At 64.4% G+C, this 22316-nt stretch carries 20 protein-coding genes and 1 tRNA gene; 12 read left to right on the plus strand and 9 right to left on the minus strand.

From position 1 onward, the window contains the following. The first annotated feature begins 1 nt into the window (after position 1). On the plus strand, positions 2–436 hold the full coding sequence (locus ACM61V_RS13665) for a globin (RefSeq protein WP_137787664.1): 435 nt from the start codon (positions 2–4) through the stop codon (positions 434–436). Here ACM61V_RS13665 and ACM61V_RS13670 read toward each other — a convergent pair. Genes ACM61V_RS13670 through ACM61V_RS13680 form a run of 3 tightly spaced genes read right to left on the minus strand, consistent with a single transcriptional unit; the run spans position 433 to position 3466 of the window. Further along, complete coding sequence (locus ACM61V_RS13670) at positions 433–1371, minus strand: 50S ribosomal protein L11 methyltransferase (RefSeq protein ID WP_137787665.1); 939 nt, start codon at positions 1369–1371, stop codon at positions 433–435. The genes ACM61V_RS13665 and ACM61V_RS13670 overlap by 4 nt on opposite strands. Then, positions 1361–2056 (minus strand): SDR family NAD(P)-dependent oxidoreductase, encoded by a 696-nt coding sequence (locus ACM61V_RS13675; protein ID WP_137787666.1) that lies wholly within the window; start codon positions 2054–2056, stop codon positions 1361–1363. Before ACM61V_RS13675 ends, ACM61V_RS13670 begins: the two co-directional genes overlap by 11 nt. Before the next feature lie 54 nt (positions 2057–2110). Beyond that, the gene (locus ACM61V_RS13680; protein ID WP_249341644.1) at positions 2111–3466 is read right to left on the minus strand and encodes a methyl-accepting chemotaxis protein; all 1356 of its coding nucleotides are present in this window, start codon (positions 3464–3466) and stop codon (positions 2111–2113) included. A gap of 167 nt (positions 3467–3633) precedes the next feature. Here ACM61V_RS13680 and sdhC point away from each other — a divergent pair, with 167 nt between their 5' ends. Genes sdhC through sdhA form a run of 3 tightly spaced genes read left to right on the plus strand, consistent with a single transcriptional unit; the run spans position 3634 to position 6244 of the window. After that, a complete protein-coding gene (gene sdhC, locus ACM61V_RS13685) occupies positions 3634–4059 on the plus strand; it encodes a succinate dehydrogenase, cytochrome b556 subunit (protein ID WP_249341645.1) in 426 nt (141 codons plus the stop codon). Then, positions 4059–4442 (plus strand): succinate dehydrogenase, hydrophobic membrane anchor protein, encoded by a 384-nt coding sequence (gene sdhD, locus ACM61V_RS13690; protein WP_137787668.1) that lies wholly within the window; start codon positions 4059–4061, stop codon positions 4440–4442. The genes sdhC and sdhD overlap by 1 nt, the downstream gene beginning before the upstream one ends. Continuing rightward, the gene (gene sdhA, locus ACM61V_RS13695) at positions 4442–6244 is read left to right on the plus strand and encodes a succinate dehydrogenase flavoprotein subunit (RefSeq protein WP_137787669.1); all 1803 of its coding nucleotides are present in this window, start codon (positions 4442–4444) and stop codon (positions 6242–6244) included. The genes sdhD and sdhA overlap by 1 nt, the downstream gene beginning before the upstream one ends. 66 nt (positions 6245–6310) lie before the next feature. On the opposite strand, the gene ACM61V_RS13700 is transcribed toward sdhA, so the two are convergent. The 6 genes from ACM61V_RS13700 to ACM61V_RS13725 form a co-directional block, all read right to left on the minus strand. Next, the gene (locus ACM61V_RS13700) at positions 6311–8611 is read right to left on the minus strand and encodes a TonB-dependent receptor domain-containing protein (RefSeq protein WP_419714071.1); all 2301 of its coding nucleotides are present in this window, start codon (positions 8609–8611) and stop codon (positions 6311–6313) included. 28 nt (positions 8612–8639) lie between these two features. Further along, positions 8640–9578 carry a FecR family protein gene (locus ACM61V_RS13705; RefSeq protein WP_419714072.1) on the minus strand — a complete coding sequence of 313 codons (939 nt, stop codon included), beginning with the start codon at positions 9576–9578 and terminating at the stop codon, positions 8640–8642. Further along, a complete protein-coding gene (locus ACM61V_RS13710) occupies positions 9571–10077 on the minus strand; it encodes an RNA polymerase sigma factor (RefSeq protein ID WP_249341648.1) in 507 nt (168 codons plus the stop codon). The genes ACM61V_RS13705 and ACM61V_RS13710 overlap by 8 nt, the downstream gene beginning before the upstream one ends. A 36-nt stretch (positions 10078–10113) precedes the next feature. Next, a complete protein-coding gene (locus ACM61V_RS13715) occupies positions 10114–10923 on the minus strand; it encodes a ChbG/HpnK family deacetylase (protein ID WP_137787671.1) in 810 nt (269 codons plus the stop codon). Beyond that, entirely contained in the window at positions 10920–11819 is a 900-nt protein-coding gene (locus ACM61V_RS13720; protein ID WP_249341650.1) for a glycosyltransferase family 2 protein, read from the minus strand. Before ACM61V_RS13720 ends, ACM61V_RS13715 begins: the two co-directional genes overlap by 4 nt. 101 nt (positions 11820–11920) lie before the next feature. Then, on the minus strand, positions 11921–12595 hold the full coding sequence (locus ACM61V_RS13725; protein ID WP_137787672.1) for a uracil-DNA glycosylase: 675 nt from the start codon (positions 12593–12595) through the stop codon (positions 11921–11923). 27 nt (positions 12596–12622) lie between these two features. Between ACM61V_RS13725 and folK the strand changes: the two genes are divergently transcribed. The 8 genes from folK to ACM61V_RS13765 all read left to right on the plus strand — a co-directional run bounded on the left by folK (position 12623) and on the right by ACM61V_RS13765 (position 22280). Beyond that, positions 12623–13120, plus strand: coding sequence for a 2-amino-4-hydroxy-6-hydroxymethyldihydropteridine diphosphokinase (folK, locus tag ACM61V_RS13730; RefSeq protein ID WP_137787673.1), 498 nt, complete (start codon positions 12623–12625; stop codon positions 13118–13120). Continuing rightward, positions 13111–13186: transfer RNA gene (locus ACM61V_RS13735), tRNA-Lys, on the plus strand. Before folK ends, ACM61V_RS13735 begins: the two co-directional genes overlap by 10 nt. Before the next feature lie 378 nt (positions 13187–13564). After that, positions 13565–14338 (plus strand): alpha/beta fold hydrolase, encoded by a 774-nt coding sequence (locus ACM61V_RS13740; protein WP_137787674.1) that lies wholly within the window; start codon positions 13565–13567, stop codon positions 14336–14338. Positions 14339–14562: 224 nt separating this feature from the next. Then, positions 14563–15336, plus strand: a complete 774-nt coding sequence (locus ACM61V_RS13745) for a Hachiman antiphage defense system protein HamA (protein ID WP_419714073.1) — start codon at positions 14563–14565, stop codon at positions 15334–15336. Further along, positions 15320–18826: a DEAD/DEAH box helicase gene (locus ACM61V_RS13750; RefSeq protein WP_419714074.1), complete on the plus strand. Its 3507-nt coding sequence runs from the start codon at positions 15320–15322 to the stop codon at positions 18824–18826. The genes ACM61V_RS13745 and ACM61V_RS13750 overlap by 17 nt, the downstream gene beginning before the upstream one ends. Before the next feature lie 202 nt (positions 18827–19028). Next, positions 19029–20201: a hypothetical protein gene (locus ACM61V_RS13755; protein WP_419714075.1), complete on the plus strand. Its 1173-nt coding sequence runs from the start codon at positions 19029–19031 to the stop codon at positions 20199–20201. Between the two features lie 587 nt (positions 20202–20788). Next, positions 20789–21751 carry a YaaC family protein gene (locus tag ACM61V_RS13760; RefSeq protein WP_137787677.1) on the plus strand — a complete coding sequence of 321 codons (963 nt, stop codon included), beginning with the start codon at positions 20789–20791 and terminating at the stop codon, positions 21749–21751. Between the two features lie 10 nt (positions 21752–21761). After that, entirely contained in the window at positions 21762–22280 is a 519-nt protein-coding gene (locus ACM61V_RS13765) for a hypothetical protein (protein ID WP_137787678.1), read from the plus strand. Positions 22281–22316: the final 36 nt, after the last annotated feature.

Below are 22316 nucleotides of genomic sequence, written 5' to 3' on the forward strand. Positions count from 1 at the left end.
CATGCGGAGCGACGCGGATCTGATGCAGCGCAGCCTTGCCGCCGCCGCATCGCATGAACCGGCGATGCGCGCGGCGCTGTTCGAACGTTTCTTCGCGCGTTATCCCGATCGGCGCCAAATCTTCCTGCACGTCGAGGCGACATCCGTGCGGATGACCAGCGAAACACTGGCGTGGATGCTTGGCCTGGCCCAGGGCGAAGGCTGGGTCTGGGGGCAAATCGCGGAGCTTGTTTTCCAGCACCGCAACTACGGGCATCTGCCGGCGCAGGAATATGCCGATTTCGTCACCATGACGATCGACGCGCTTGGCGATGCCGCCCGCCCGGAATGGAGCGAGGCGACGGCAACTGCATGGCGTCGCCACGCCGCATCGCTCAACGCACTGATCGAGAAGGCGATCGGCGAATGGACCGAATCCCCTCTCTCCTACCCCTAGCCGAAGCGGCCGTCGGTCTTCCACGCCTCGCGATCACCGCTCGTAGCGGCGGCGCGCCGCTCGGTCGGTGCGCGAAGCCGGAGGATCGTCCAGTCGCCACGCACATCGCTCGCTGCCAAAGTGCAGCCCTGCGCTTCATAAGCGCGGACAACCATGTCCGCCTGTTCGTTCAGCAGCCCCGCGAGCACGATCGTGGCGCGCGGGCCCGCCACAGCCGCGACTTCCGGCGCCATCGCCACGAGCGGCCCGGCAAGGATATTGGCGATCAGCAGGTCATAAGGCGCGCGCGCCTCGATTTCCGCCGCTCGTGCGCCATCCGCGACCACAAGATCAATCGCCGGCACCGTATTCACCGCCATGTTCCCGGCGGTCACCTCGATCGCGATGGGATCGATATCGGTCGCCATCACCCGCGCCTGCGGCCACAGATCCCGCGCGGCGAAGGCGAGGAGGCCGGTGCCGGTGCCGAAATCGACCACATTGGCAAAGCGCTCGCCCGCCAGCTCGCTCAGCATCGCCAGGCAACCCGCCGTGGTGTTGTGATGCCCGGTCCCGAAAGCCTGCCCCGCATCGATCAGGAAGGCGCGCTGCCCCGCCGCAATCGCAACCGGATGCGCCGAGGTATGAACGACGAACCGCCCCTCACGGATCGGTTCCAGCCCGGACTGGCTCATCGCCACCCAATCCTGTTCGCCCAGCGCCTCCACCGCCGGTGTAGTGCCCGCCGCACTCGGCACCAGTGATGCCAGCGCCGCAAGGACGGCAGCATCGGGTTCACGCTCCAGATAGGCGTCGAGCCGCCAGCGCTCAACGTCATCCTCCACCTCTTCGGTGGTCATCAGCACCGCATCGATCGCCAGATCGGCGGCGGCGTCGATCGCCTCGGCCTCCGCACGGGTGCAGGGCAGCGTCACCTTCCAGCTTTCAGCGGACATAGCTTGCTCCGTTCACGTCGAGCACCGCACCGGTCATCGATGCCGGTGCCTCCAGCGCCAGCCAGCGCGCCATTTCGGCCACTTCCTCAGGCATCGCCACCCGGCCGAGCGGAATATCGGCGAGCAGCTTTTCACCACCCCGGCTGGCGAGATATTCGTCGGCCATGCCAGTCATCGTGAAGCCGGGGCAGATCGCGAAGGCGAGGATACCCTCCGCCGCATAGCCGCGCGCGATCGTCTTGGTCATGGCGACCATCCCCGCCTTGGCGGCGGCATAATGCCAGTGCGCAGGGCTGTCACCGCGATGCGCCGCGCGGCTGGCGATGTTGACGATGCGCCCGCCCGTGCCGCGCGCCTGCCAGTGGCGCACCGCGCGCCTTGAAAGCTCGGCGGCCGCGGTCAGGTTGATGCGCATCGTGCGTTCCCACGCCGCGCTCCACTCGATATCCTCGCGATCGATCGGGTTCGCCTCGAACACGCCGGCATTGTTGATAAGCACGTCTATCGCGCCAAGCTTGGCGAGCGCCGCGTCCCACAATTGCCCGGGTGCGGCGGGATCGGCGAAGTCAGCCGGAATGCCGCTTGACGTGCCCTGCCCCGCGATGCGGACATCCGGCCTGTCAAGCGCATCGATTATCGCGGCGCCGATGCCGCGCGAGGTGCCGGTAGCGAGAATATGGATCATGCCGCCGGCCATAGCGACGGCCGGCGGATCAGGCCACGGCCGAGATCAGGATCGTCAGATGGCCACCTTCCGCGCGAAATCGCCCGCGCTGGCCTTCAGCACGGCGAGCCGACTGGAAAGCGAATCGAATCCGGCGCCGAATGCGTCAATCTCGCCGGCCACCGCCTCGGTATCCTCGCGAATCGCAGCGATCGTGTTCGACATCGAATCGGCCGCGAGCGCGGTTTCATCGACTGCGGCGGTGATCGCGGTCACCGTTTGCGCCTGCACCTCCATCGCGCCGCGAATGCGGCTGGCCGAATCCTCCACCTCGGCGACGGTCGCCTTGATGCTGGCATTCGTTTCCACCGTGCTGCGCGTGGCGGACTGGATCGCGGCGATTTTCGCGGCGATGTCGTCGGTGGCGCGCGCCGTCTGATTGGCGAGGCTCTTCACCTCCTGCGCCACCACCGCGAAGCCACGCCCCGCATCGCCGGCGCGCGCCGCCTCGATCGTGGCGTTGAGCGCAAGCAGATTGGTCTGCCCCGCAATATCTCGAATAAGGCCGAGGATCGATTCGATCGACTGTGCATGATCGGACAGCATCTGCGACACGCCAACGGCGGCCCCCGCCTGCGCGCTGGCGCGATTGGCAACCTCGGCGGCGACTTCCACCTCGCCGCGCGCATCCTCGATCGCACGGATCAGGCCGGCGGCAGTCAGCGCCGCTTCGCGCATCGCGACGGCCGACTGCTCGGCGGCAGCCGCCACCTCGCTCGCCTTGCCCAATACGCCCCGCGTCGAAGAGGACGCACCCGACGCGAGCAGGCGTAGCGCCCCGCCCTCGGACGTGGCGCTTTCGACGGTGGCCGTAATGCCTTCGTGGAACTCGCTTGCCAGCCGGTCCCGCAACACCTTTTCACTGAATTCCAGATAAGCGGAGTAGATCGCGACGGTGATCTCACCTTCCAGCGCCGATAGCCGCATCAGCGTATCCACCATGCTGACGAGTCGGGGATCGCTGTGCTCCAGCCGCCGCATCAGCACATCGAGCGCCGCACGATCGCTGGCGCTTATCATCGAGAGCAGCGCCGTCTTGGATACGTCCGCCGCATAGGCCGCCGCGACCGAGCGTTCTATCGACTCGATCCACGACCGCCCCGCCGTGTCCAGAAAGCGGCTCCGCAGAAATGCACAGCCGACATCGATCATCTTCTCGGTTTCGTCCGGCGCCCAGGAGCGCTGATCGGCGAAGCATCGCACCCATTGGTGCCAATAGGCCGCGGAAATCTGCCGGATTTCAGGCTCGATCGCCGTCCAGACATCGCGGCTGGTGCTGAGCAACGTGCCGTCGACATCGAAAACCTTGAGGCGACCGGCGATATCCACCGTCGCGGCGATCGATCCGGCTGCGGGCAGTTCCGTAAGCAAAGGTAACGCTCCATCCAATAGGCAGGGCGGAGGGTTAATGGCCATTGGTTAACCGCTGGTTAGGCCGGTGACGAAACAGTAACGATTGGCCCTTCCCCGCTTGCATCCCCGCGCTCGCCGTCTCATAGACCCGCGCGAACAGTCGGCTCATCGCAGGAAACACGCCCTTGGCCTCGAAACCCGCGCGCCCGCGCAGCCCGCACCTCTTCAGCGGCCCGCTCCAGCTTCACTATCGCTGGAGCCCGGCGATGCTGGCCTCCATTCTCCATCGCGTCACGGGCGACGGCATGGCGACCGTCGGCGCCGCGCTTCTCGTCTGGTGGTTGGCGGCGATCGCAGCCGGGGGACAGGCCTATGCGACGTTTCTCAGCGTGTTCACGACATCGGCCGGGCACCTCAATCCGATCGGCTGGGTTGCAGGCGTCGGCCTGACCTTTTCGCTGTTCCAGCATATGATGAGCGGCATCCGCCACCTGGTGCTGGATACCGGCGCCGCCTTCGAACTCAAGACGAACCGGCTGCTCGCGCTGCTCACGTTCGTTTTCTCGACGCTGCTGACCGTGCTGTTCTGGCTCTACCTGGGGATCAAGTGATGGGATCGGGAACCGAGATCGGGCGCGTCCGCGGCCTTGGCAGTGCGCATCACGGCCCGCTGCACTGGTGGCATCAGAAGATCACCGCCGGCACGAACCTGTTGTTCATGGCGTGGTTGATGATATCGATCGCGCGCCTGCCAGGCTATGACTATGCCAGCGTCCGTACCTGGCTTTCCTCGGCGTGGGTCGCGGTGCCGATGCTGCTGTTGATCGCGTCGGTTTTCTATCATTTCCGGCTGGGGCTTCAGGTGGTGATCGAGGATTATGCGCATGCGGAAAGCCGCGTGGTGCTGATGATCCTGCTCAACCTGTTTGTCGCGGTCACCGCCGGGATCGCGATCTTCTCGATCCTCAAGGTCGCTTTTGGAGCTGCTGCGTAATGCCTGCCGCCTATCAGATCATCGATCACACCTATGACGCAGTCGTCGTCGGCGCTGGCGGTTCGGGGCTGCGCGCCACGATGGGTATCGCGGAGAGCGGCCTCAAGACCGCCTGCATCACCAAGGTATTTCCGACGCGCAGCCACACGGTCGCCGCGCAGGGCGGAATCGCTGCAAGCCTCGGCAATAACTCGCCGGATCACTGGTCCTGGCACATGTTCGATACGGTGAAGGGTTCCGACTGGCTCGGAGACCAGGACGCCATCGAATATATGGTGCGCGAGGCGCCGGCCGCTGTTTACGAGCTGGAGCACGCCGGTGTGCCGTTCAGCCGCAACGACAACGGCACCATCTATCAGCGCCCGTTCGGCGGCCATATGCAGAACATGGGCGAAGGCCCGCCGGTGCAGCGCACCTGCGCCGCCGCAGACCGCACCGGCCACGCCATGCTTCACGCGCTCTACCAGCAGAGCCTGAAGTATGACGCGGACTTCTACGTCGAATATTTCGCGCTCGATCTCATCATGGAAAACGGCGCATGCCGCGGCGTGATCGCGATGTGCATGGAAACCGGCGCGATCCACCGTTTCCGCAGCCACGCCGTCGTGCTGGCGACCGGCGGCGGCGGCCGCGTGTATCAGTCCGCGACCTCGGCGCATACCTGCACGGGTGACGGCAACGGCATGGCGTTGCGCGCTGGCCTTGCACTGCAGGATATGGAATTTGTCCAGTTCCACCCGACCGGCATCTACGGCGCGGGCGTGCTGATTACCGAGGGCGCACGCGGCGAAGGTGGTTACCTCACCAATTCGGAGGGCGAGCGTTTCATGGAGCGCTATGCTCCGTCCGCCAAGGATCTGGCAAGCCGCGATGTCGTGGCGCGCTCGATGGCGATGGAGATGCGCGAGGGGCGTGGCGTTGGCCCCGACGGCGAATATATCTACCTCCACCTCGATCATATCGATCCGAAGGTGCTGCACGAGCGGCTGCCGGGCATCACCGAGACGGGCAAGATCTTCGCCGGCGTCGACCTGACACGCCAGCCGCTGCCGGTGACGCCGACCGTGCATTACAACATGGGCGGCATCCCGACGAATTATCACGGCGAAGTCGTGCAGCTTCGGGATGGCGATCCCGATGCGGTGGTTGCCGGCCTGTTTGCGGTCGGCGAGGCGGCGTGCGTTTCGGTGCATGGTGCCAACCGGCTCGGCTCCAATTCGCTGATCGATCTGGTGGTGTTCGGTCGTGCGACCGGCCTGCGCCTCAAGGATACGCTGAAGCCGAACACCTCGCATAATCCGCTGCCGAAGGGCTCGGAGGAGCAGGCGCTTACCCGTCTCGATCATTTCCGCAACGCCAGCGGCGGCTCGGCCACCGCGAAGATTCGCGCTGAAATGCAGCGGACGATGCAGCGCCATTGCGCGGTGTTCCGCGATTCCGCGCTGCTTTCGGAAGGCGTCCAGAAGATTGACGCGATCTATAAGGGGATGGCGGATATCGGCATCACGGATCGCTCGCTGATCTGGAATACCGATCTCATCGAAACGATGGAGCTCGACAATCTCATCGGCCAGGCGGTCGTGACGATCAAGGGTGCGGAGAATCGCAAGGAAAGCCGGGGTGCACACATGCACGAGGATTTCCCGGATCGCGACGATGCGAACTGGATGAAGCACACCACCGCCACGTTCGAGGGCTGGGGCGGCAAGGGCGGCACGACCACGATCGATTACCGTCCGGTGCACGATTACACGCTCACGGACGACGCGGAATATATCAAGCCGAAGAAGCGCGTCTACTGAGGGCTGCGTCGCAGATTGGCGCCAAGATCCCGCGCAAGGCCAAACCCTGGCGCGGGATTTAATTTGCTAGCGCTCGATCTTCATGCCCAGCATCACCGTGGCCGGGCGCAGCGGCGTGCTTTGCGCCCGCGCGGCCAGCGAGAAGGCATTGCCATAAGCGAAACGGTTGCCGCTGCTATTGGTGATATTGTCCGCCGACAGCCATAAGGTCAGATCGCGACGCGACCATTCGGTCCGCGCCGCGAGCACCGCATAGCGCCCCTGCGCGAAATCCAGATAACGGCCCGTGCCAAGCACCGAGCGCCCGATATAATCAAGCGCGGCCGACGACCGCATCGTTCCTCCGAAAGCATCCCAGCGATAGCTTATGCCTGCGTGAGCGCTGAATGGCGGGGTGTTCGGCAATCGTTGATTGCTGGCCGGCGAGGTTGAGGCGAGCGGACCCGTGACACGGTTGACCGTGTACAGCGCCGATAAATCGAACCGCAGCGGCGTGATCGGCACCCAATCCGCGCTCAGCTCCGCCGTCAGGATGCGGGCGTCGCCAATGTTGCTCGTGTAAGGCTGGCCGCGTCGATCAATCAGATCGGCCTGGATATTCCTCCAGCGCGCATAGGAAAGAGCTGCGTTGAAGCCGACACCGGCAGCCCCCTGACGCAACCGGCGCACGCCTATCTCGCCCATCCCGATGGAATCGGACTTGAACTCCGCGACACGCCCGATACCCCGCGCCACGGCGAGGCCGCCGGTGCGGAACCCGGATTGATAGCGGCCGTAGATCGATAATGACGGCGCCAGACGCCACGACAAGGCAAGCGTCGGATCGACACGTCGGGTCAGCCGCCCGCGCACCATATCGCCCGCTCGCGGTCGCAACGAGGGATAGCCATCGACACGCGCCTCGGTAGCGCGAAAGCCAAGCGTGGCGGAAAGCGTGCGCGTGAGCGGTTCGGTCAGTTCGCTGAACAACGATACGTTCTGCGAAACGTTCGTCACGCCGATAATCTCGGTCGGATTCCCCGCCGGCCCAAGCGTGCGGTTCTCGGCGTCACGGTTGCGCAGTACGGCAAGCCCGACGACCCATGACTCCCCCGCCGCCGTCGATCGAGACAGTCGCGCCTCGTATGTCCACAACAGATCGGAGCGCGATGTGGTGTAATCGATGATTCCGTTGCGCGGTGAGCTGGCCGGCGTCGCGTCGAAATGATCTTCCGCATCATATTGGCTGATGCCGCTCACGGACACGAATTCGAGGCCGCTGGCCCAGCGCCGGCGGATACTGATCCGGCCGAGCAGGATGCTGTTCCAATACGGCTGCGCGATCCGTGCGGCGCGCACAAGCCTTCTGCCGCCCTCATCGATATATTGGGCGTCACCGGCGGAAATGCGCTGTCCCAGCCCGCTGACATCCACCTCCCAACCATCGCCGGCATCAACGAGAAGCGCGGCACGCCCCCCGACACGATCGGTTGTGTTGATATCCCGCCGCCCTAGAGCGGGATCGGCGATATAGCCGCCATCGCGCGAGCGATACGCGACCAGCCGCATAGCAGCGGCATCGTGGGCAAACGGAACGTTGACGAACCCGGACAGGTCCGCGCCCGGCTGCCCCGCCACCGTAAGCGCGCCACTGACGGCAGCCGCACCGTGCAGAACGCGGAGTTGCGGCGCATTCGGGACGATGCGGATTATCCCTCCGATCGCGCCCGCGCCATACAATGTGCCCTGAGGCCCCTCCATCACTTCCACGGAGCCGACATCGACGAGCGCCAACCCCGGCTCCGGCGTGGAATAATTTATTTGGACGTCGTCGAGGTAATAGCCGGTGGTGGCCTGCGTCGCGCCGTTGAAACTGCTGTCCGCGATGCCGCGGATGAAGATCTTGTCGCGCCCCTGCCCCAGCGCGGTGGTCTGCAGCACCGGCGTCGACCGCACGGTATCCGTCAAGCTGGAGGTGGGGCCGTTTCCCGGCAACGCCTGCGGCACGATCGCCGTTATCGATGCGGGAAAGCGCTGCAACGGCACGCGTTGCTTGCTGGCGGTGACGATGATGTCGTCGACCGCGTCAGGCTCTGGCCCGACCACGCGCGGCGAACGCGGCATCGTCCGCCGCTGAGACGCGCGCACGACGCGAAAGCTGCGCGGCCCGACCCGCTCGGCGCGATACCCCGTGCCTCGCAGCAACCGGCGCAGGCCGGCCTCGACCGACAAACCCGCTGGCGGCGGCGTCACGCGGATCGAGCGCAATCCAGGTTCGAGGCTGACGATTTCCGTGCCGCTGCGCGCCGCCAGTTGCAGAAGCGCGGCTTCGAGCGCCATGGAGGGAACAACGACGGTTTCGGCGGCGGAAACGACCGGGGCGAGCATCGCCGCGCTCGCCAGCGCAATGGCAAGCCTAGTGCATCGGCGCCCTTTGCGGCGCGATGATCCACCCATTCCCGTCATGAGAAACGCGCATTCCCGTTAACTCCGCGAAATGCGCCATGTAGCGCTGCGGATCCCCCGTCAACCGGACGATCCCGGTGAACGGAGATTGCGCGATGCCCTCGTCGACGCCAATGTCCCGTCCTAGGACAAGGCTGATCGTTTCGGCGACGAACTGGATCGATTGCCCGGAGAAAACCACCGTCCGCGCCTGATCCGAATCGATCCGCGAGCGCACCACCCGTTGCCCCGACAATATCGTCAGCGCCTCTCCCGCATGCAGCGCGATGCGATTGTTGCCCGGATCGAATAGCACCGAACCCTCGCTGACGCTGAGATCCACGCCGCGCGCACCCTTCGCGACCGAAAAGACCGTGCCGATATCCTGAATCTCCCAGTCGCCGACGCGCACCGTGAACGGATGATCGGCATCGTGGGTCACGCGAAACGAAACACGCCCGCTCTGCACCGACGCTGAACGCTGGCCGCTGCCGACCGTCATCCGCGCGCCGGCCGCCATCGCGACCTGCGTTCCATCGGGCAACGCCAGCGAGCGCGGTTGCGCCGCAGCGACCTCCACCGGCGTGGCGCCGGTGCGGCGCAGCTCCGTGACACCGACCAAGCCAGCAACAACCGCCGCAAGCGATGCCGCCGCCAGCGCGAAGCCGCGCCAGCGGCCGTGCGCCGCACGATCGCCAGAACGCTCGTCATCATTGGCCGCGATCGGCACTTCGTCGACCACGGAGTGACGCGCGGCATCGGCCACGCTCACGATGTCATAGGCGCGGGCGTGCGCCGGATCGGCTTCGAGCCAGGAAACGAAATCGCTCCACTCGCGCTCGTTCATCGTGGTTTGCCGGATATGCCACGCGATTGCGGCATCAAGGATCGTGTCGTCGATGTCAGTCATCGCCGTCTCCGTCCGTCAAAGCATGCAACCGGCGATAGGCCCGTTGCAGCAATTTTTCGACCGCGCTGAGCGAAACGCCCAGCCGCCCGGCGATCTCGCGCTGCGGCACGTGATCGATACGGAACAGTCGATACGCGGTGCGCATCCGCTCCGGCATCGCCGCGATCACCTCGTCCGCCCGAAGCAGTTGGTCGCGTGCAAGTGCTTCGCGCTCCGGTGTCGGCCGATCGTGCGCCGCATCCCCCGCGTCCACCCAATGCGCTTCCAGCAGCCGGCGCCGCCGCGCCGCGATCCGCCGATCGGTAGCCAGATTGCCGGCCATCCGCATCAGATAGGCCACGGGATTGTCCACCTGCCCGGCCGGAAGCGACGCGATGCGGACCCAAAGATCCTGCAGCGCATCTTCCGCATCGGCAGCATTGCCGAGCCGCGCGGCGAGCATCCGCAAGAGCAACGCGCGCTGCGCCCCGAAGGCCGAAACCAGGCTCGGTTCCGCCATCAGGCGCCCTCGAAAGGCGAGGGAGCGCGCGCGGCATCATGCGTCGAATTCCAGGCCATGCGCGCGAGCCATGTCCGCGATCGGCATCCGGTGCAAGGCCGCCGCCTCGCGCGGGCGCGCATCGGCGATGTCGTCCCCCGCCAGCGCACCGGCGCCGGGGTGGCACATGATGAGATGCATCTTGCCCGGCCGGCGCAGGAAGCTGGGAAAGAGATTTTCGTAGTCGCTGCGGAAATCGTAATGCCCCGCGAAGCTCGTGTTGCACGCGATGCCGCGCCGCGCCGCCGCGCGCCGCAAGCCACGGGCGTGATACGCGCTGCCGATCGCCTTCCCGCGATACGGGCGCGCGGCGATCGCGCTCACCCGATCGCCGCAATCGCGTATCCACGCCGCCGGCGCATGCTCCTTGACCGCATCCAGGAACAGCGGGCGAATACCCGGCAGCACGTGCGAATGCTGGTGCGCATCGACGAAATCGGGCGCGCGGCCGATGGCCTTGATGAACGCGTGAAACTGCACGTCGATCTCGCTCGCGATCTCCTCGAGCGGCAGATTGCCCTGCGCCGCAGCGGCGGTCAGCTCGTCGATGCCCGGCATCCGCCCCCCTTCGGGCACATACTCAGGCATGTCCGTCAGCGGGTGCTCCCCGGTCAGCGTGAGATGCAGGCCGATCTGGACATGGCGCGGCAGATCTTTCAGCAGTTCGACATCGCGCGTCCAGCCGGGGCACACCGCCATGCAGCTGATGGCATTCAGCCGCCCGTTCCGCGCGAGCTCGGCGATCGTCTCGCTGATCTGGCGGGACAAGGCGAAATCGTCCGCACAGAGAATGAGCCGCGCCGTCACGACACAGCCCTCACCGGGGCAAGCGTCGCGGGCGCGCCTGACGGGGACAAGCCGACGGCCGCAGGCTGGAACCGCCGCTCGCGCAGCCGGTCACTCGACAATTGCCGGGCCGCGAGGCGGCGGGCGAGATATTCGTAGAAGAACCAGTCGCCATCCCGCGCGCCCAGCGCAAGGTAACAGAGCCGCTCCGCGACCGTCCACCGCACCGACGCGCGATCCCGCTTGCGCGGCGCCGGCGCGCACCACATCGCGGCACCATATCCGATCGATCCCTCGGGCAGCAGCCGGTGCATCACCTCATGATCCTCCAGCACCAGATTCCAGCGCTGCGGATCGAAGCCGCCTGCCCGCCGCAGGGCGGCCGTGCGAAACACCTGTCCCGCCCCGCCCGCATGGCATTGACCGGGAAATAGCCGCGCGACCAGCTTGATCTGCAACGCGCCGGCAATGCGCTCCGCCAGGCGTGCTTTGCGCGACACGAAATAGGCCCCCGCCGCCGCGTGCCCATCCTGTTCGAGCAATGCCTGCCCGGCGGCGAGGTAGTGCGACGGATACCAGGTATCGGCGTCGCAGGTCGCGACATAGGGCGTCGCCACGAACGGCAGCCCAGCGGCCAGCGCCGCCACTTTGCCCGGACGACGTTCATGCACCAGCAGATAGGGCAGTTCGTGCTGACGGGCGGCGGCGACGGCCACCTCCGCACTGCCGTCGGTGCTGCCATTATCGATCAGGATCAGGAACGGCGGTTCCGATTGCTGCGCCAGGCTGGCAACCGTTCCCGGCAGGTGATCCCGCTCGTTGAAGAACGGCAGCAGCACAGACCAGCCGCGCGACCGAAAGCCCCCCTCGACATTCGTCGCACCGAACTCGTCCGGGTGCATGAAATCCTGAAACACGTCGCGCCCTCCCCGGCCAGCGCAGCAGGCTCCCCATTGCCCGCTGCATTGGTCTTGACGACGCCCACCCCGCAGACCCGCACGGGGCAGTGAATAATTTTTTAACCTTTCGGCGGCGCGGCGGTGCGCAATGCGAGCGCGCGTTCGAATATTGCGGCAAACATCCCGGGCGTGAGCCGCCCGGTATTCTGGTTGTAGCGTGAGCAGTGATAGCTATCGATCAGGATACGCCCATCTGGCATGCGATGCTCCGCCAGATGCGCGAAGCGCGCCTTTGGCAGCTTGCCGCCAAGCAGCTTCACGCCGGATTGATGCGCGATCTGCCCCAGCGCGACGAACACGCGCGCGCCGGGCAGCCCCTGCACCGCGGCTTTCAGAAAATCGCGGCAAGCGCGCACCTCTTCCGGCGTCGGCCTGTTTTCCGGCGGGAGGCAGCGCACCGCATTCACCACCGCGACGCCGTTGAGGCGCAGGCCGTCATCCGCGCTTCCGGCATATTCTCCCTCGCTCAGCCCGAATTTCGCAAGAGTCGCGTAAAACAGGTCGCCCGCGAAATCGCCGGTGAACGGCCGGCCGGTGCGATTGGCGCCCTGCCTGCCGGGCGCGAGACCGATCACGACGAGCCACGCGGCGGGATCACCGAACACCGGCACCGGCGCGTTCCACCAGTCCGGATGCGCCACGCGCAACTCTCCACGCAGGGCAGCAAGACGCGGGCAGCGCGGGCAATCGCTGGGTGGTTCGGCGATCGGCCCCGGAGATAGTGCGTAGTCCATGCCTTTTCGGGTAGAGCCTCGCGCGACATGACGCAAAGCTACCTGATCGCGCTCGGCTCGAATCGTCGCGGTCGTCACGGCGACCCGCGCGTGGAAGTGCGTGCGGCACTCGCGGCGATCGGCGCGCGGCGCGCTTCGTCGATCGTCACCAGCGCGCCGCTGGGTCCGTCGAATCGCGCCTATGCGAATGCCGTGGCGCTGATCGAGGATGACGCAGCGCCGCCCGCGCTGCTGATGCGCCTGAAGAATATCGAGCGCGAATTCGGCCGGCGCGGCGGCAGGCGCTGGGGCGCGCGCGTGCTCGATCTGGATATTGTCGCCTGGTCGGGCGGCGCCTGGGCTTCGCCCGGTCTCGTCATACCCCACCAGTCGATGCGCGAACGCGCTTTCGTGCTCGGCCCGATGGTTGGCCTGACCCCCGGCTGGCGCGACCCGATCACGGGACTTTCAGCACGACAGCTACACGCACGGTTGACCCGGCGGCGCGCGCTCCCTAACCGGCGTGGCGCTGGTGAGGGTCCGTAGCTCAGTCGGTAGAGCAAGCGACTTTTAATCGAGAGGTCCCGGGTTCGAGCCCCGGCGGACCCACCAGACACCCGTTTGAGGCGCTGTGGCACGCTGTCACTGTCACAACGGCAACCTTGCTGTGACATTTCTCGAATGCGACTGGTGCTATATAGCCGTCCCCCGAGGGCAATCATTATGCGCCGTCGCCCAATAGTTTCACTGACGCGAGTGCGTTAGAAAAGTTCAGGGTTGCCGCACGGAATGGCGGCTACGCGCCCCAATCACGGTCGTCTGTCTTCAAGGGCTGGCCGTCCGGAAGCTGCCATTCGCGGTGAAGGCGAGCGCACTCAGGGCCGCAGGTTCCAGGGGCCGAGATCGCTGCTCGAATATTCCGGAGCCTTCAACCGGGGCCGAAGCGAAACTCCGTTCGTTCAGGGTGCGGATCCATCGGAGTGTCATTGAATGAACGAAGTCCAACGCGGCACTGGCCGGAAGATCCTACTTGTCCATGGTCTTGGCGGGAGCTGGCAGTCGTGGAGTACCGTGATGGACGCGCTCACCGCCGAACGGACGGTGATTGCGATTGACCTTCCGGGTCACGGAGCCACCCCGGCAGAACACGATAGCGGCACCTTTGACGGCCTCGTCGGCAGCGTGGAGCGGTATATCGCGGATCGTGGATTTGACGACATCGACGTCGTCGGTAGTTCAATGGGAGCGCGGATCGTGCTCGAACTGGCACGCCGTGGTCGCGTAGGCTCCGTCGTCGCGCTTGATCCCGGTGGTTTCTGGCGCGGGTGGGAACGCACATTCTTCAGGACGACCATAGGCGTCTCCGGGCGGCTGCTGCGCGCAATCCGACCGGCTTTACCAACGCTGAGTAAAAATGCCGCGACACGTACAGCGTTGCTGGCGCAGCTGTCTGCGCGGCCGTGGGCACTTGATCCGACAATCGTGGCAACGGAACTGCAAACACTGAGCACCACGAAGACTTTCGGCGATCTGGTGGGCGATCTGTCGACCGGGCCCGAGCAGCTTGGGCCGGCCGCCGACCCGTCGCGCCGGATCGTCATCGGTTGGGGTCGCCATGATCGCCTGTGTCTGCCGAGGCAGGCGGCCCGGGCGAAGGCTGCCTTTCCCTCTGCCCAAATGCATTGGTTCGAGCACAGCGGTCATTTTCCGATGTGGGACCAGCCGGAGGAAACGGTCGCCGTCATCCTCGACGCGACACAGTGACACGCGTGCCTTCGCACCGCAGCCGCGGCAAGGCCGCTTCGCGCCCTAAACCCGGTCATTCACCCATCGAGACGGGGTTCCCGAGAGCCGACATTTGAAGCATCAACCTCGGATACGGATCATGTTTATCTAAGACTTTACCAGTGCCCCACCGCGAAGCTTCTCTGCCCTTCCAATAGTCGCGATCAAGCACATCGTATGCTAGCTGGATGCGAGGAGTGGAAATGGCAAAGATAAAGGACTGGTGTGGGCGCACCGATACCAAGGTGAAGTCCCATAATTTGATCTACCTTGAGGCCGATCCGGCCAAGCTGCACGTCGGCACCGCACACTTGGCGGCTGTCGTGCCGGGGCATTATGCCGCAGCAAGCCGCGTCGCCCACATCCTCGGCCGGCTCGGCAAGGTGGAGGCGGCGGAATACGTTTTGAAAAAGCTCCCTACCGGCCCACGCAGCAGGTCGGGGGACATCGGGGAGATTCTCGCCTCCAGCTTCGTCAGCGAATTTACCGGCTACAAGATGGGCGTCCTCAAGCTCCGCTGGAAAGATCACCGCGAAATGGCGATGCGGGGCGATGATATCCTGGCCGTCCGAACGGATCCAACGGTCACAGTGCGCTTTCTGAAGGGCGAGGTGAAAAGCCGCGCATCACTGGGGAAGAAGACGGTCGAAGAGGCGAGGAAGGCGCTTCTGTCGAGCGACAACCGACCAACCCCGCATGCTCTCTCCTTCGTAGCGGATCGCCTCTACGAGACCGGCGATGTGGCGACGGCGGATCTGATCGACGAATATCAACTCCGCAAGCGTATCAAGCTCGAGCAGGTCTCTCACATGATGTTCATGTTCACCGGCAGCGACCCATCGAAGCTGCTGACCGATGACCTCCAGGCCTACAAGGGCAAGGTGAAGCAGGTGGCGGTCGGGCTTCGCGTGAAGCCGCATCAGTCCTTCATCAAGGGCATTTTCGGAAAAGTGATCGCCGATGGCAAGAAGTCCTGAGGCGGTCGCGGAGCTTATCCGCGAGTCCACCGCATCCGGTTTCCGGAATGATCTTCTCGCAAAGGGGCAGGCACGGTCGATGATCTGGCGGGAAGGAGCGCTGCCCGACGACGCGCCGCCGTTCTCGCCGCTCCTCACCTACGATCTGCTCTCATACGCCTACGCGCTGATGACCCAAGGGCTGCGGCTGCTCGACGGAGAGGCTGAGCACGACTCGGCGCGAGTTGCCTTCGAGAGCGCGGCATCGGCGATCGAGGCGGCGATCACGCGAGGCCCGACCGGCGTGGAGCACGACTTCCATCGGCTCGTGGCGGGCGCCTGCTACCATCTCGCGCGGTATTCGGCGCGCGCCTTCTCACTGCTGCACGAGGGGCTGACGGAAGAGAACCTGACCCGGCCGGAGCGGGCGCTGGCGATGCTCATGCTGAGGGACCTCGATGGCCTCTTCACGATGCTCGCCGAACAGCGCCTCGGGCCGAACGGTAGCGAGAAGACACTGATCGAGATGCTCTCGGAGATCCGGGAGCCCGAGGACGGCGTCGAGTCGAAGGAAGACTCGCCAGAGCTGGAGGATAGTCTCGCTGAGGTCGTGGACGCAGCGTTGTCCGACCACTTCCTGGGCGCGGTCGCCATGGCCATGCTTGCGTTCGAGCGCGGCGAGCGCGGCGTGCTCGAGGCCGCGATCGCCCGCTTGAGAATAGGGCTCGAGGCTGCCGGGGAGCTCGGTTTCGTTCCGCAATGGTGGTGCCATCGTCTAGCGATCCACCTTCTGGGCGATCTGTGGTCGTCGAGCTTTCACGAGCGCCTGCCAACCAGTGGGGCCGGTGGCGTTGGCGGGGCGATAGATTGGGAGCGTCTGCGTGAGTTGTTCATCGCGACGCTGATGAAGCGGGACCGCGCCGAGATCGACCTGTGGCCATCGCAAATGGAGGCAGCCTCCCGAGCCCTCGACCTCACCGACAACATGGTCGTCTCGCTTCCCACGAGTGCTGGCAAGACGCGCATCGCCGAGCTTTGCATTCTGGCCTGCTTGGCTTCGGGCAGGCGAGTGGTGTTCGTCACGCCGCTGAGGGCCCTGTCGGCTCAGACGGAAGTCTCGCTCCAGCGAACGTTCCGGCCTCTGGGAAAGAGCGTCTCCAGCCTCTACGGCGCGATCGGAGCGAGCGAGGTCGACGAGGATTTCCTCCGTGAGAGCGATATCATCGTCGCTACGCCGGAGAAGCTCGATTTCGCCCTGCGGAATGACCCCGATCTCCTCAACGACGTCGGGCTCGTGGTTCTCGACGAAGGTCACATGATCGGCTTGACCGAGCGCGAGGTCCGCTACGAGGTCCAGATCCAGCGGCTGCTCCGTCGCGACGACGCTGCAGGTCGACGCATCGTTTGCCTGTCCGCGATCTTGCCCGACGGGGACCAGCTAGCGGACTTCACCGCCTGGCTCACGCGCGACCAAGCGGACGGGCTCGTGAAGAAAGATTGGCGGCCAACGCGACTGCGCTACGGCGAGGTCCTGTGGAAGGATGACCATGCCCGGCTCGACATCACAGTCGGTGCCGAGCAGCCCTGGATTGAAAAATTTCTTACGCCCGTCCTTCCGAAGGGGCGGCGGGTCAAGATGTATCCCGGTGATCAGCGCGAGCTCTGCATTGCTACCGCCTGGCAGCTCGTCTCGGAGGACCATTCGGTCCTGATATTCTGTCCGCTGAGAGTGTCGGTCGAGCCGTTCGCCGAGGCCATTGTGGATCTGGCGGAGCGCGGCGCGATCCAGTCGGTCCTTGAACATGACGCCGGGATACTCGACAACGCAGTCGCGATCGGTGCCGAGTGGCTCGGCGAGGACAGCCCTGTGCTGACATGTCTCAAGCTCGGGGTTGCGGTACATCACGGCGCCCTGCCGACAGCATTCCGCAAGGAGGTCGAGCGGCTTCTGCGGCTGGGTGTGCTGAAGGTTACGATATCCTCGCCGACGCTGGCGCAGGGACTGAACCTGTCGGCCTCTACGCTGATCTTTCACGGACTTAACAGGAACGGGGCGGAGATCGACATCGCCGAGTTCCGCAACGTCGTGGGTCGCGCCGGCCGTGCCTTCGTGGACGTCGAAGGACTCGTCCTATATCCGATGTTCGACAAGGTGACCAAGCGTAGCGCCGCATGGAAGGCGATGATCGCGAACGAGAAGGGCAAGGAGATGGAGAGCGGGCTTCTCCGCTTGGTCCAGACCCTTCTCGCCCGGATCGTACGTAAGCATGGCCTGCGGGATGGGGAGAGGCTGATCGAATACGTCGCTGGCAATGCGGCGTGGGAGTTTCCGGTGATCAAGAGCGAGTCCGCAGAGATCACGGCGATCGAGAGGAATCGCTGGGCGGGCTTCCTTACGACGCTCGACACCGCGATCCTGAGCATGCTGGGGGACCGCGAGGTGGTTGATGACGAGCTCGAGGCCACGCTCGACGATGTGCTTTCCTCGTCGCTCTGGCTGCGGCGGCTTGCGAGCCGGCGCATGATCATTCAGCGGGTGCTAAAGGCAGGTCTCGCGGCACGCGCGCGGTTCGTCTGGAAGAAGACCACGCAGGTCCAGCGAAGGGGATACTTTCTTGCCGGTATAGGGCTGGGGACCGGGCAGGAGCTCGACGCTCAGGCGGCCGAGCTGAACCAGTTTCTCGTCACCGCGAACGGCGCGATCCTGGAGGGACAGGAGGACGCGGCGATCGAGGCTATCACCGATTTCGCCGAGTTGGCGTTCGCGATTCCGCCGTTCGTTCCTCCCGAGCTGCCGGGAAACTGGCGTGACGTTCTGGCCGCGTGGCTGAAGGGTGAGACGATCGCCGACCTCGCCGCCGATGACGAGGCCACCGTGCTTCAGTTCGTCGAGCAGTCGCTCGTCTACCGCCTGCCGTGGGCGATGGAGGCAGTCCGTGTCCGCGCCATCGCAAACGGTGACGAGCTCGAGAGCGGCATCGCGATGGAGGACGTCGAACTGGGCGTGGCCGTCGCTGCTGTCGAGACGGGCACGCTCAATCGGGCCGCGGCTGTATTAATGCGGGCTGGGTTTGGCTCTCGCGTCGCTGCCATCCGGGCGGTCGAGCAGACCGGTGGCGACTTCACCGACATGCGGGGCCTCAAGCGGTGGCTGCGGAGCGAGAAGGTGTTCGAGGGGCGGCTCGATCCGGAGTGGCCCACGACGACGTCCCACGGACTGTGGCTCCAGTTCCTTGCGAGCCTAATGCCTGCCGACGACGAGACTTGGTCCCGTCAGATATCGTCTGCGAAGGTGAGTTGGGATGGGGACGCACCAAAGCACGGCACGCCGGTGCAGCTGTTTAATCAGCACGATATGACCGTGGTTCTAGGGGCCGACCTCTCGCGACTTGGCCAGCTTGAGGTCGGATTAAACCATGCGAGGGTAGGATTGACGGTTGCCACCGTGGAAAAGGTCGATGCTCGTCTCCACATCAGGTATGTCGGCCCGCGCGACCTTTTGGCGTCCTGAGAAGATGAGCTCGATAGAGGGTCGCCTGGTCCACACTGCGGTGGTTGATCGCGAGCTTCTAGTCGACGCGGCCCAGTGAAGATGCGCGCTCTTCGAACGTCGAAAATAGCCTGCAAGCAAGCAGTTATGGCGCGGCCCGCTCTCGCCACGCCACTACGCTGACACGGTAGGGATGTCCTATCTCCACCCTGAGACTTGGCGCATGTTTTCCGACGAGGAGCGCCTGGCGTTCATCGAGGATCGAAGGGTTCGCGGAAAGAAGAAATCCCGAGGCAAGCGGAAGTCGTCCCTCGTTCTCCAAGAGACGATCTCTCCATTCGATGCCTACACCTACCTGCACGCGAGGTTCGGGGAGCCCAACGGCCTTCAGACGATCTTGGTGGAAGCAGACTCGGCGAACCTGTTCCACTGGGACTTCTTCCTTAAGGCTGGCGAAAAGGATCTCATGTTCGTCGGCGCTTCGGAGGAGGTGCACGTCTGGTTCGACGGCAAGCTTAGCGACGCGAAGTGCCTCGCGTTCATTGCAAAGCTGAAACAGGACTTCGCCCGCGTCGCGCGCGAGAAGGGTCGGTTCGCATCGAGCCTAGAGAAGTGGAGCATCTTCCCGAACCAGTTCCAAGCGATCGCGTCGCGATGCGCCGACCTTTACGACGAGATCGACACCGCGCTGCCCAGAATCGAGCGCAAGATCCTCTCCGATAAGCTCACCACCCAATCGCTCGTCGCCAACTCCAATAACAAGGCCCACTCAAAGCTCATGAGCGCGATCACGACCGCGCCTACGGAACTGTCCGTGCTCATGCCGGTGCTGTTCGAATCGTTCATCGGCCCGATAGTCGCCGTGTTGATCAAGCAGGAGGTGCGCCGGGACGCCGCAGCCTTCGAGGCGTTCGTCCGGGGCCCCCTCAACCAGAAGTTGGTCGCGATGGCGGACATGTGCGTCGGCTTTGCCCGGCCACTCCAGCAGAATAATCCCGCGTTCGGCCGCTACTGGCAGGTTGTGAACAAGAGGAACGACGTGATTCATGGTAACGTGGACCCGGTGCGCGACGCCCTCGAGACCGTCTACTTCCACGGCAAGAGACCGCTTTTCAGAACAGGTGGGGACCGAATCCGCCAGCATTGGATCCGGCTGATCGATCGCTATAGGCCGCAAGAGATTCTTGACGACTACCTCGCGCTCCACGACTTCATCTGGGAGATCATTGGCCACATGACACCTTCTGGCAGGCAGCGGATCGAGATGGTTATGAACGACACGCAGCCTGGTTGGGACAATCGGCGAAAGATCGCGGGCAGGCTTTTTCCCGACCATGTCGCCACTACCGCGTTTGAGGGGCTCCGGTACGACTGGCAGGTGGATCGACGACAGTGAAGGAGCGAGCGCTGGATCAGCTCGAGGCCGTGATCCGCCATTGCCCGTTTTTGCTTTGTGAAGACGATCCTTTACCTGATTGTGCCTAGCTCCTCCGAGAACTGCCGTTCCGCAAACGACCTCGATCCGGCCACTCGATTAACAGTCGAGACTTTGATCACGGGATGACGGCTTTTCGCGATCCGGTGCCAAAAAGCCGCCTGACCGCTACCGGCCCAGTTGCTGCCGTTCCAGCCCCGATGACATGTACGTCTATTTGTGGGCCGTCAGTTGGCTGTCCGCTACCGATACGAAAGGCACTCGAAGCAGACAAAGACGCTGCTGATCCAGTCTACATTAGCGGGCCGCTTACCCAGTCCTTGTCATCGGAGCGGAGCGTTGGGACTTCGCTCGTGCGACATGCTCAGCACGGCCCCGTGTTCGAGCGCTGGCGGCAGCGGCGATGCGCCGAGACAATTGCGAGGCTCCGTAATAGGAACGGTTTCGCAGGATAGCTTGCGGCGGGGGGATCGGTGTCATCTGAACAGATCAAGATCGGGGCGAGGTCAATCGCGCTCACAAAGGCAGTCAACGGATCTAACTTTCGGATGAAGACCGTGCTCACCCTGGACCCCTTCGACTATGTCGATCTGTGGCTCCGAAGGGAGAAGAAGGACGAGGCGCAACACTACTGGAGGCAGGCGAGAAACTTTCATCGCGCAGCGCAGGGGCTAACGATCGAGTCATCGCCTCTGGTCCTGTACTACTGCTTCATGAACGCCGCGAAGGCGCTTCTCGCCTCCAAGTCGATCGTGTTCAATCCATATCATGGCGTGTCCGGCAACAGGATGCGCGGGCCGAACAGTAAGACTGTCCTCAGCAACGAGGGGGTCAAGATCAAGCAGAACGGCATCGTGCCTGCGATGGTCTCCTACTTCGCGGAAACGGAGACCGCCCGCGTCCACAGCTTGGAGGACATACTGTACAACGTCGTGTGCGTGCATCGCACCTGCTGTCTGAGCTATTCCAACAAGCCCGAGCGGTTCATCCCGCTCAGACAGGCGGCCTTCAAGCGGGACGCGGCATCTGGACAGGTCTCGCTCCACGCCGAGATTGGTGATGGCATCAACTGGAAGATCTACAGGAGGCGCCTGCCGCCGGAAGTCACGGAGGTTGTCGGAGGCCCACCCACCATCGTGTCGACCCGCACCATCCATTGGGCGGCGGCCGGCCGTCCCAGCGACGCCGAACTCGCCTCGCTTAGTGGTCTGAATGCTGAGATCCGCCGGATCATCCACTACATTAACGGCGCACACACCTTGTGGTACCTGAAAACGACCGGCGCGAGCACAATCGATCGGAGCCCGATCACGTTGATGCTGATCGCGATGCACCGACTAAGCGAGATTTGCCGTTACACGCCTTCGCAGCTCAGATCGTATCTCGACGGACCAAAGAATTGGCTGCTCAGCGAATTTATAGCCATGTCGCCGTCCCAGTTCCTGGACGAGATAGCCTGTGAGATGACGGGGCATCAGATCATGATCCCCAACGTCAGGGTACCAAACTGAGGGGTCATTCGTGAAGATATACATCGCTTGCGGCCTGACTCACGTTCCACGTGACGTCTTCGCCGAGTATGCCTCATACCTGCACGCGCTGGCTGCCAGGCTGCGCGATGTTCCGAGCGTGACGAGCGTGCGCTACGCCTTGGTCGACAGCGACCCCCAGCTCGCCTCGAAATCGGCGGGTGACCAGGCGGGACTTTGCTACGACTGGGATCGCAGGATGGTCGAAGATGCTGACCTTGTCGTCGCGGACGCGAGCTTCCCGTCCACAGGGCTCGGCATCGAGCTGCAGATCGCGGAAGCTGCGGGGATCCCAGTCGTCATGCTCATCGGCGACCTCGGCATCAACCGCGTCAGGGAGGTCCACTACCGCAATCCGGACGACAGCCAGCACGAACTCCAGATCGGACGAGGCATCGTTTCATTGATGGCGCTCGGCCTGCCGGCGATCCGCAAGACAGTACAGTACACCCGTTTTGACGAGGCGATCGCCCGAGGTGTGGACGCCGTCGCGATGCAGGTCCAGCAGTGATCTCACTGTTCGCCCCTCAGTCGATCGCGAGCGCGC

Origin of the sequence: Sphingomonas sp. TX0543 (assembly GCF_048565505.1) — a bacterium.
Classification (GTDB): Bacteria; Pseudomonadota; Alphaproteobacteria; order Sphingomonadales; family Sphingomonadaceae; genus Sphingomonas.

Excerpts from the sequence above, each read along its gene's own strand:
- sdhA (WP_137787669.1), top strand. The coding sequence starts at position 4,442 with ATGCCTGCCGCCTATCAGATCATCGATCACACCTATGACGCAGTCGTC.
- ACM61V_RS13710 (WP_249341648.1), bottom strand. The coding sequence starts at position 10,077 with ATGGCGGAACCGAGCCTGGTTTCGGCCTTCGGGGCGCAGCGCGCGTTG.
- ACM61V_RS13665 (WP_137787664.1), top strand. The coding sequence starts at position 2 with ATGCGGAGCGACGCGGATCTGATGCAGCGCAGCCTTGCCGCCGCCGCA.
- ACM61V_RS13755 (WP_419714075.1), top strand. The coding sequence starts at position 19,029 with ATGTTTTCCGACGAGGAGCGCCTGGCGTTCATCGAGGATCGAAGGGTT.
- ACM61V_RS13750 (WP_419714074.1), top strand. The coding sequence starts at position 15,320 with ATGGCAAGAAGTCCTGAGGCGGTCGCGGAGCTTATCCGCGAGTCCACC.
- ACM61V_RS13745 (WP_419714073.1), top strand. The coding sequence starts at position 14,563 with ATGGCAAAGATAAAGGACTGGTGTGGGCGCACCGATACCAAGGTGAAG.
- ACM61V_RS13700 (WP_419714071.1), bottom strand. The coding sequence starts at position 8,611 with ATGCTCGCCCCGGTCGTTTCCGCCGCCGAAACCGTCGTTGTTCCCTCC.
- ACM61V_RS13760 (WP_137787677.1), top strand. The coding sequence starts at position 20,789 with ATGAAGACCGTGCTCACCCTGGACCCCTTCGACTATGTCGATCTGTGG.
- ACM61V_RS13675 (WP_137787666.1), bottom strand. The coding sequence starts at position 2,056 with ATGATCCATATTCTCGCTACCGGCACCTCGCGCGGCATCGGCGCCGCG.
- sdhD (WP_137787668.1), top strand. The coding sequence starts at position 4,059 with ATGGGATCGGGAACCGAGATCGGGCGCGTCCGCGGCCTTGGCAGTGCG.
- folK (WP_137787673.1), top strand. The coding sequence starts at position 12,623 with ATGACGCAAAGCTACCTGATCGCGCTCGGCTCGAATCGTCGCGGTCGT.
- ACM61V_RS13740 (WP_137787674.1), top strand. The coding sequence starts at position 13,565 with ATGAACGAAGTCCAACGCGGCACTGGCCGGAAGATCCTACTTGTCCAT.
- ACM61V_RS13725 (WP_137787672.1), bottom strand. The coding sequence starts at position 12,595 with ATGGACTACGCACTATCTCCGGGGCCGATCGCCGAACCACCCAGCGAT.
- ACM61V_RS13705 (WP_419714072.1), bottom strand. The coding sequence starts at position 9,578 with ATGACTGACATCGACGACACGATCCTTGATGCCGCAATCGCGTGGCAT.
- ACM61V_RS13670 (WP_137787665.1), bottom strand. The coding sequence starts at position 1,371 with ATGTCCGCTGAAAGCTGGAAGGTGACGCTGCCCTGCACCCGTGCGGAG.